The sequence below is a fragment of the Desulforadius tongensis genome (genome assembly GCF_016907915.1).
GTDB classification, from domain to species: domain Bacteria; phylum Bacillota; class Desulfotomaculia; order Desulfotomaculales; family Desulfohalotomaculaceae; genus Desulforadius; species Desulforadius tongensis.
In genome coordinates this window covers 1-8,188 of sequence record NZ_JAFBCW010000046.1, presented here as the reverse complement: position 1 = coordinate 8,188, position 8,188 = coordinate 1, and the positions used below count along the sequence as shown (strand labels likewise).

The following is an 8,188-nucleotide window of genomic DNA, read 5'->3' as shown; positions in this document are numbered from 1 at the left end:
GATGAACTTCGTTCCACAACATGAACCGCCGTATACCGAACGGTACGTACGGTGGTGTGAGAGGACGGGAGTTAATCACTCCCTCCTACTCGATTGTCCGGTGGATAATACTTTCAACAGGTTTCGATATACTGCCGTTCTTATCAGTATTGAGCGGTTTTTTAGTTGTAACGGCGGGATATGGGCATACTTTTTAATAAATAACATCCGTTGGGGAGGCAGGAAATATTGACAAAAAAGCAGTAATCTTAACAATAGCAGCGGCGACAGGTTTGGTTTTTGCAGTTTTAGCAGTCACTGCCGTGAAAAATGAAACTATAGTCAGAGGAGATGTACAAACAATGGCCGGTAATGACAAAGGGTATAAATGGAAATTAGAGGATATTTACGCCAGCGACGATTTGTGGGAAAAGGACTTTAAACAGGTAGAAAGATTATTGCAGGAAGTGGCAGGCTGCCGGGGAAAGGTGGGTCAGTCGGCTCAAACCCTTTTAGAGACGTTAGCAGCCAATGAACGGCTGCAGATGCTGAATGAAAAAGTTTATACTTATGCCAGCATGCGGCAGGATGAAGATAACACCGACGCCGCTTACCAGGCGTTAAAGGACCGGGCAGCCGGTTTAAGTGCCAAGGTGCATGCTGCCACAGCCTTTATCGTGCCGGAAATCCTGGCCATGCCCGTTGAAACTTTACAAAGCTACCGCCGGCAGGAGCCGGGATTGGCAGCCTACAGTTTCTTTTTAGATGAACTGATCAGGGAAAAGCCCCATGTTCTTTCTGAGGCGGAAGAACAAATCATTGCCCGGTCCAGTGAAATAAACCAGGCCCCGGGCAAAATTTTCCGCATGCTCAACAATGCCGATATGACCTTTCCCAATATTAAGGATGAACAGGGAAAAGAAGTGGCGGTTACCCACGGCAGTTATCAAAAGTTTATGTTCAGCAGCAGCCGGCGGGTGCGTGAGGATGCTTTTAAAGCTTTATACGGAAGTTATGACAGCCATAAAAATACCTTTGCCGCCACCCTTAGTTCCAGTGTTAAAAAAGATATTTTCCTGGCCGGGGTGCGTAAGCATGAATCGGCTCTCAGTGCAGCCCTGTTTGCGGATAATGTTCCTCCGGAGGTTTACGACAACCTGATTGAAACAGTGCGCAGCAACCTGGGGCTGATGCACCGCTACATGGCATTGCGTAAAAAACTGCTGGGTGTTGATGAACTGCACATGTATGACGTTTATGCTCCCCTGGTCAAAGATGTGCACTGGGAAATTCCTTATCCGGAGGCGGTGGAGCTGGTGAAAGAAGCGCTGGCTCCTCTGGGGGAAGATTATGTTAACACTATGACCGAGGGATTTAATTCCGGCTGGGTGGATGTGTACGAAAGAAAAGGTAAAACCAGCGGGGCTTACTCCTGGGGACCTTACGGTGTGCACCCGTATATTTTAATGAATTACCAGGATAACCTGCACAGTGTATTTACCCTGGCTCACGAAATGGGCCATGCCATGCATTCCTACTATTCTTATAAAGAGCAGCCGTATGTAAATGCCCATTATTCCATCTTTACAGCAGAGGTTGCCTCCACGGTAAATGAGGCTCTGCTGATGAAGCACCTGCTGAATACAGTGACCGATAAAGAAAAAAAACTGTACTTAATAAACCATTACCTGGAGCAGATAAGAGGTACATTAATTCGCCAGGTGATGTTTGCCGAGTTTGAGAAAATTATTCATCAAAAGGCAGAGGACGGGGAAGCGCTGACCGCCGAACTTTTAAGTGAAATATACCACCGGTTAAATGTAGATTACTATGGCCCGGAAATGGTTGTGGATAAAGAAATAGATTTGGAATGGGCGCGGATTCCCCATTTCTATAATGCTTTTTATGTCTACAAATATGCCACCGGAATATCTGCCGCCACTTTTTTAAGTCAAAAAATTGTTGAAGAGGGAGAGCCGGCCGTTAAGCGGTATATAGAATTTCTAAAAAGCGGTGGTTCAGACTACCCGCTTAACCTGTTGAAAAAGGCCGGGGTGGATATGACGTCTGCACAGCCGGTACAGGATACGCTGGATTTATTTGCCCGCTTGTTAGAGGAAATGGAAAACTTAACAGATAACCGGTAAGTACGGGGCTCATCTTGAGCCCCATTTTTTTCAGGTGTTTCCATAATTTTGTTTAGATTTAGTATTCCAAAAAGCCCAAGATATGAGAAAATATATGTGATCTTAAAGAAGGGAAGGATAAAAGTTGCCGATATTAAATGAACTACCTGAAAAAGTTAAACCTGATCTATTGCTGCAATTGTTAAAAGAATATGACAGCTACATTCAAAATGCTGTGCAAAAACAGTGTTTTAACAGCGGCTGGGTTCCTTTAAGCATTGATGAATTTTTTGATACTGAATTTCAGCTGCTTTCCAGTCAAGAGATTATTAAACCGGTGGAAAAAGAAAATAAAAAAACGGCTGTGCAGGCTGCCAGGTGGTCAACTTTCAGCAAAAATGAAATTAAAAAGCCCCGCAAAAAGCCCTGGTGGCTCAAGTGGCTGCCTTAAAAAGCATTATGCTGCTTTCCCAGCCGGGAACATGCGCTGGAAAACAGTGCTTTGTAAGTGAAATGATATAAATTGAAGACCAACATTTTTAGAGTTGGTCTTTCTTGTTTTATTGACAGTATACTGGTAATATTCTACTATAACATTATGTGGTAGCAGCCATAAAACTTAATTAAATAATTAAGCAACTGGTAAACGAAAGGATGATAACACATTTTACGCTTAACTAAATTAAACAATTTACTGGTATCTTTTTTTTGTACCGGGTTATTGCTGACAAGTACTCTGCCGGCGGAAGCGGCAGCGGGCTCCGGAGTAAGAATAATTATTAATAATCAACAGGTGGCCATACCCGCCGGGGATCAGCAGGCATTTGTTCTTAACGGCAGAACCTATGTCCCGCTGCGGGTGATAAGTGAAAACCTGGGGGCCCGGGTAAAGTGGGATCCAAAAACCAGGCAGGTAATTATAGCTACCACCGGCAGTTTAGATACCGTTCACCGCCCTTTGCCGGGGCTGCAAAATGAGGTGCAGATTGTTGTAAACGGTAAGATTGCAGATATTCCTGCCGGTTACGGAAAACCATTTATCACCGCTAAGGGGCGCACGGTGGTACCCCTGCGGTTGGTGGGGGAAACACTGGGCTGCAAGGTTAACTGGCAGGGAAACAGTGGTACCGTAGAAATAAGTTCAGATATAGTGTCCTTTATTCCCATCCCCGGCAGTGATGATAAAAAACCGGGAAAAGATGACTCTAATTTAAATAGTTTATTAAATCAGTTGGCCCGGTACAGGACTAACCTGCGCTTGTTGGACGGGACGGTAATCAATTCCGAGGAACTTCTCAACAGAGATCCATCAAGCTTCAGCAGCGAGCAAATAGAGCAGTTTCAAAAGTTTAGTGCACTGTTAAGCAGATATGACACGGAAGTAGTATTACCCGGGGGAACGGTATGGGAAACGGCCGGTATTACTATTCAGGGGGAAGCTGTGGCCACCGCCGATCAGCTGCGAGCCTGGCTGGCTTCGGAAACACCGCGCATACGAAAAAAAATGGAGCAGTTAAATCGAGAATTTATCCCCATTCCCGATTTGGCCGAGCTGTATATTCGTATAGGAGCCCAGTACGGCATCCGGGGGGACCTGGCTTTTTGCCAGGCGGCTAAAGAAACCCATTACTGGCAGTTTACCGGCAGTGTTCAGCCTTTTCAAAATAACTACTGCGGGTTGTGGGCCACAGGAGCGCCCCTGACCGGTGAAGAATCGTATAACGGAGCAGACCCTGCCGCTGTTAGTTTTATACCCGGCGTGCACGGGGCTGTTTTTGCCTCGCCGGAAATTGGAGTTGAAGCCCATATACAGCATTTGTATGCCTATGCCACTGATAAGCCGCTGCCGCCGGGCAAAGTGCTTTACGACCCACGGTTTAACCTGGTAGCCCGGGGATCCGCTCCCACTTGGCAGGGGTTGAACGGCCGCTGGGCTGTTCCGGGCATAACCTATGGACAAAGTATAATCCATGATTATTGGGTGAAGGCGCTGCAGTTTAGCAGCAGTTTAAAATAGTTTTTATATCACTGTTAAGGCTGGGTTAGTATTACAGTTTTAGTTTTCCCATGCCAAACCAGTTCCAAGCCCATGATTTTGGCCAAAGACCGTACCGGCACCATGACATTATTTTGCTTCACCGCCACAGGTTCTTCCATAATTATTTTAGAGAGCCTGGTGTTTCCGGGACGATAAATATGGGCCGAGTTATTGTAAAATTCCACCGTGATATGATTTTGTATGACGGCGATAATTGTGTCCCCCCGCGCTGTTTTTATTTCGCAGCCCAAGAGTTTAATTGTTGATTCCAGCGGCACCATTGTTCGATTGGAATCGGTCAAGTAAGGAGAAACCGGGGCTGTTAATTCCCGCCCGTTTACAACCAGGTGAATTACTTTCTGGGGATTACTTTCTAACTGCAGTAATTGGGGTATCGTAACCAGATCATATCCCCGCTGGCGCAGTGTGTCGATCAGGGTATCCAGGCTTTTAAGTGTACCGTCATTGCCGCAGTGCTGTAATATAATGGCCCCGGGTTTAACTGCCCCCAATATGTTCTGCAGCACCCTTTCCGGTGGGTATCCCTTCCAGTCGTTGGAATCAACGGACCACAGCACTATTTTGTAGCCCAACCGGTTAGCGGCGGTTATAACCATATCATTCATTGCTCCGTATGGTGGACGGAAGAACTCGGTGCGGCTTCCGGTAATGTTAAACAGCAAGCTGCCGGTGCTGACTATTTGATCCTGAATGTCCCGGGCGCTCAGCCGGGGCAGATAGGGGTGATCCCAGGAGTGGTTGGCCAGGCAGTGCCCTTCATCCACTATGCGTTTTATTATTTCCGGGTAATTACGGGCTTTGTTTCCAATCACAAAAAATGTTGCCTGTACATTTTTTTGGTTTAAAATATCTAATATGGCAGGAGTATAATAGGGATCCGGAATATCATCAAAAGTTAAAGCCACTTTCAGTTCACTTTTGCCATTTAAAAAAACAATACCCGGATAACGGGCGGCGGCTTCACCCATGCTGATTTCCGCCGCCGGTACGGCAGCGGTTATAAAACAACTGACTATTTGCAGTACCGTTATAGAAAGCAAAACCAATCCCCGGTGCACCGAAAAAATATCTCCTTTCTAATTTACCAGGTTACTGTGAAAAATATATGCGTCATTTATACCGGATAGCCCAGGTTAACACACAATATTTAAAGTTTAAAATTTTGGACAAAGTATAAGAAAAGGACAAAAACTAAAAGCAAATAACGAACCGGGTTAACCTGGTGTTGGGAGGGTTACTTATGAATAATCTGCCGGGACGAGGTTCACGCATTAGATTTCGTGCTTTAGATGATTTTCAGCGGTACCTGGAAAAGGTAGGAGATGGGAGATTGGATTTTCGTGCTTACCCCGTTTCCGGTTCGCCGGAAAATTTTCATTATGACGGGCGTGAAAAAGCTGTCACCAGGGAGAAAGACGGCAGAATGTTTGACAGCGTAGAGGATTTTTTGTGCTATGCTTTCCAATGTGACGATGAAGGCTGCAGTCATACGGAATATGTGGACATTGAAGTGATTAATTAATGTATCGAACATCGCCTTGGCAGGGGGCGATGTTTTTTTCTTGAACAAATTACCGGAAGAGGTGTAGAATAAACAAAATACCTCCGAGCTTGTAAACCTAAGATGGCTGCATTATGGATTACAGGCCGATAGGGTCAGCCTGGAAACGGGCTGGCCTCCCGTTTGGAAAGGAGGAAACAAATTTGTGGGGTAAAAAAGTTGGAAAACTATTGGTTACCTTTTGTCCCGGAGAAGCAGTCGGTTTTTATAGTGAAGGGGAAAATGAGATAAGGGATATTGCCGAAGCACTGGGAAATTTTATTGACAGGGTTTTTGACATGTATTTTCAGTTTTCTGACCTGGCAGATAAGGGTGTTTTATTACGAAGGGAATACGGCAGGCAGAAAGGAGCCATTACGGTATCTTTTTATTACCCACCGGGAGTAAATATAGTTCAAAAACGGCAGCAGGTGGTTAATTTCCTGTTGGGCAATTACCTGCAAAGCTCGTTATATCCGCGGCCCGGTTTATATGTGGTGCAAAATAACGGGGGAAATTATAAATTAATTAAAAGGACTATTTTACCTTTTATAGAATAAATTATCCAGTACAGCATTATTTTGGGACAAGTTTGTTCTCCGAGCCGCAGTACCTAAAGATATACTCCATGGTGCTGGGGCCGGTAGGGTTAACCGGGAAACCGGTTGGCCTCCCCCCCTTGGAAAGGAGAGCATTATTACTGGACTGTTTGTATATAGGGCTGGTTAGTGCTGCCTTTTTCGGGGGTGCTTTCTGGTCCTTTATTATTATTATTGCTGCAAAAAATTTAATGTGGGGTGACGAAAGGATGATGAAAGAATTTGTTAATGAACCGCTGCAAAACTTTAAAGATCAAGTGGTGGCGGAAAACTTCAAGCAGGCCCTGGCAGTAGTGGAACGGCAGTTTGGAAAATACTACCCGCTCATTATTGATGGCAGAGAAGTGAAAACAGAAGAAGAGATAGTTTCATTTAACCCTTCATCTAATGAACAAGTTGTTGGCTATACAGCCAAAGCTGCCACAAAAGAGGCGCAGCTTGCCCTTGACAGTGCGGAAAAAGCCTTTGTTCACTGGTCTAAAGTAAGAGCGGAGGCAAGGGCAAATTGCCTCTTTAAGGCTGCTGCCATAATGAGAAGCAGAAAAAACGAACTATCCGCTTGGTTGGTTTACGAAGCAGGCAAAAACTGGGCTGAAGCAGATGCAGATACGGCGGAAGCGATTGACTTTTTGGAATTTTACGGCCGGGAAATGTGCCGGTTGGCCGGGCCGCAGCCTTTGACGAGAATAGCCGGCGAAAATAACGAGTTAATTTATATTCCTTTGGGAGTGGGTGTAATTATACCGCCGTGGAATTTCCCGCTGGCCATTATGGCCGGGATGACGGCGGCAGCCATTGTGGCAGGCAATACGGTTGTTCTTAAACCGGCCAGCAACACCCCCGTGGTTGCGGCCAAGTTTATGGAAATACTGCACCAGGCCGGTGTGCCGGAGGGTGTGGTTAATTATCTGCCCGGCAGCGGCGGCAGCATAGGAGATTTTCTTGTCAGCAGTCCTAAAACCCGCTTTATTAATTTTACCGGTTCTAAGGAAGTGGGACTGAGGATTAATGAGCTGGCAGCTAAAGTTGTGCCCGGCCAGAAGGCCATTAAGAGAGTGGTGGCGGAAATGGGAGGAAAAGATGCCATTATTGTTGACAGCAGTGCTGACCTGGAGCTTGCAGCCAACAACATTGTTGCCTCGGCCTTTGGGTTCCAGGGCCAGAAGTGTTCGGCCTGCTCCCGGGCAATAGTTGTAGAAGACGTTTATGACCGGGTGGTTGATTTGGTAATACAAAAAACTAAGGACCTTACCATTGGCCCGGCGAAGGATAATTGTAATTTAGGTCCGGTTATTGATAATAACTCATTGCAGAGAATTAAGTCGTATATTGAAACGGGTAAAAAAGAAGGTACTCTACTGCTGGGTGGAGAGACCATGGAGAATATGGGCGGTTATTTTGTACAGCCCACAATATTTGGTGATGTATCCCCCAACGCTGTAATTGCCCAGGAGGAAATTTTTGGCCCGGTGTTAGCTTTTATTAAAGCAGGGGATTTTGACCAGGCTTTGGAAATTGCCAATAACACGGAGTACGGTCTTACCGGTTCAGTGTTTGCCACAGACCGCGTCAAAATAGAAAAGGCCAGGGATTTTCATGTGGGGAACCTTTATTTTAACCGAAAGTGCACCGGTGCACTGGTAGGGGTACATCCCTTTGGCGGGTTTAATATGTCCGGCACCGATTCTAAAGCGGGGGGCAGGGATTATTTGCTGCTGTTTACCCAGGCCAAGCTTATTTCTGAAAAATTTTAACGGGTAAAAAAGTTCGGCTGCATAGTGCAGTCGGACTTTTTTTATGTGTGCCCGGCATGGGCAATGTCTATAGGGTGAAAGTCCCGAACGTTGAAGGTAGCAGTAAACGTTAGCTTAAGGCAAGGGTGTCC

Annotated in this window: 7 protein-coding genes and 2 riboswitches; of the genes, 6 read left to right on the top strand and 1 reads right to left on the bottom strand. The window is 45.8% G+C overall.

Annotated features, from left to right (window positions below; all coding sequences use genetic code 11):
• Positions 1 to 341: 341 nt before the first annotated feature.
• The 3 genes from pepF (at position 342) to JOC37_RS12785 (ending at position 4,122) form a co-directional block, all read left to right on the top strand.
• The gene (gene pepF / locus JOC37_RS12795) at positions 342 to 2,126 is read left to right on the top strand and encodes an oligoendopeptidase F (protein ID WP_204619503.1); all 1,785 of its coding nucleotides are present in this window, start codon (positions 342 to 344) and stop codon (positions 2,124 to 2,126) included.
• A gap of 124 nt (positions 2,127 to 2,250) precedes the next feature.
• Positions 2,251 to 2,556, top strand: coding sequence for a hypothetical protein (locus tag JOC37_RS12790; protein ID WP_204619502.1), 306 nt, complete (start codon positions 2,251 to 2,253; stop codon positions 2,554 to 2,556).
• Positions 2,557 to 2,826: 270 nt separating this feature from the next.
• Positions 2,827 to 4,122 carry a stalk domain-containing protein gene (locus JOC37_RS12785; RefSeq protein WP_238480922.1) on the top strand — a complete coding sequence of 432 codons (1,296 nt, stop codon included), beginning with the start codon at positions 2,827 to 2,829 and terminating at the stop codon, positions 4,120 to 4,122.
• A gap of 14 nt (positions 4,123 to 4,136) precedes the next feature.
• Here the strand turns inward: JOC37_RS12785 and JOC37_RS12780 are convergent, their stop codons facing one another.
• Positions 4,137 to 5,222: a polysaccharide deacetylase family protein gene (locus tag JOC37_RS12780; protein WP_204619500.1), complete on the bottom strand. Its 1,086-nt coding sequence runs from the start codon at positions 5,220 to 5,222 to the stop codon at positions 4,137 to 4,139.
• Positions 5,223 to 5,404: 182 nt separating this feature from the next.
• On the opposite strand from JOC37_RS12780, the gene JOC37_RS12775 reads away from it, so the two are divergent.
• The 3 genes from JOC37_RS12775 to pruA all read left to right on the top strand — a co-directional run bounded on the left by JOC37_RS12775 (position 5,405) and on the right by pruA (position 8,057).
• The gene (locus JOC37_RS12775) at positions 5,405 to 5,686 is read left to right on the top strand and encodes a hypothetical protein (RefSeq protein WP_204619498.1); all 282 of its coding nucleotides are present in this window, start codon (positions 5,405 to 5,407) and stop codon (positions 5,684 to 5,686) included.
• Between the two features lie 69 nt (positions 5,687 to 5,755).
• Positions 5,756 to 5,875, top strand: a riboswitch (molybdenum cofactor riboswitch).
• A complete protein-coding gene (locus tag JOC37_RS12770) occupies positions 5,869 to 6,264 on the top strand; it encodes a hypothetical protein (RefSeq protein WP_204619496.1) in 396 nt (131 codons plus the stop codon). It overlaps the preceding riboswitch by 7 nt.
• Positions 6,265 to 6,289: 25 nt before the next feature.
• A riboswitch (molybdenum cofactor riboswitch) is annotated at positions 6,290 to 6,410 on the top strand.
• 102 nt (positions 6,411 to 6,512) lie between these two features.
• The gene (gene pruA / locus JOC37_RS12765; RefSeq protein WP_204619495.1) at positions 6,513 to 8,057 is read left to right on the top strand and encodes an L-glutamate gamma-semialdehyde dehydrogenase; all 1,545 of its coding nucleotides are present in this window, start codon (positions 6,513 to 6,515) and stop codon (positions 8,055 to 8,057) included.
• The last annotated feature ends 131 nt before the right edge of the window (positions 8,058 to 8,188 follow it).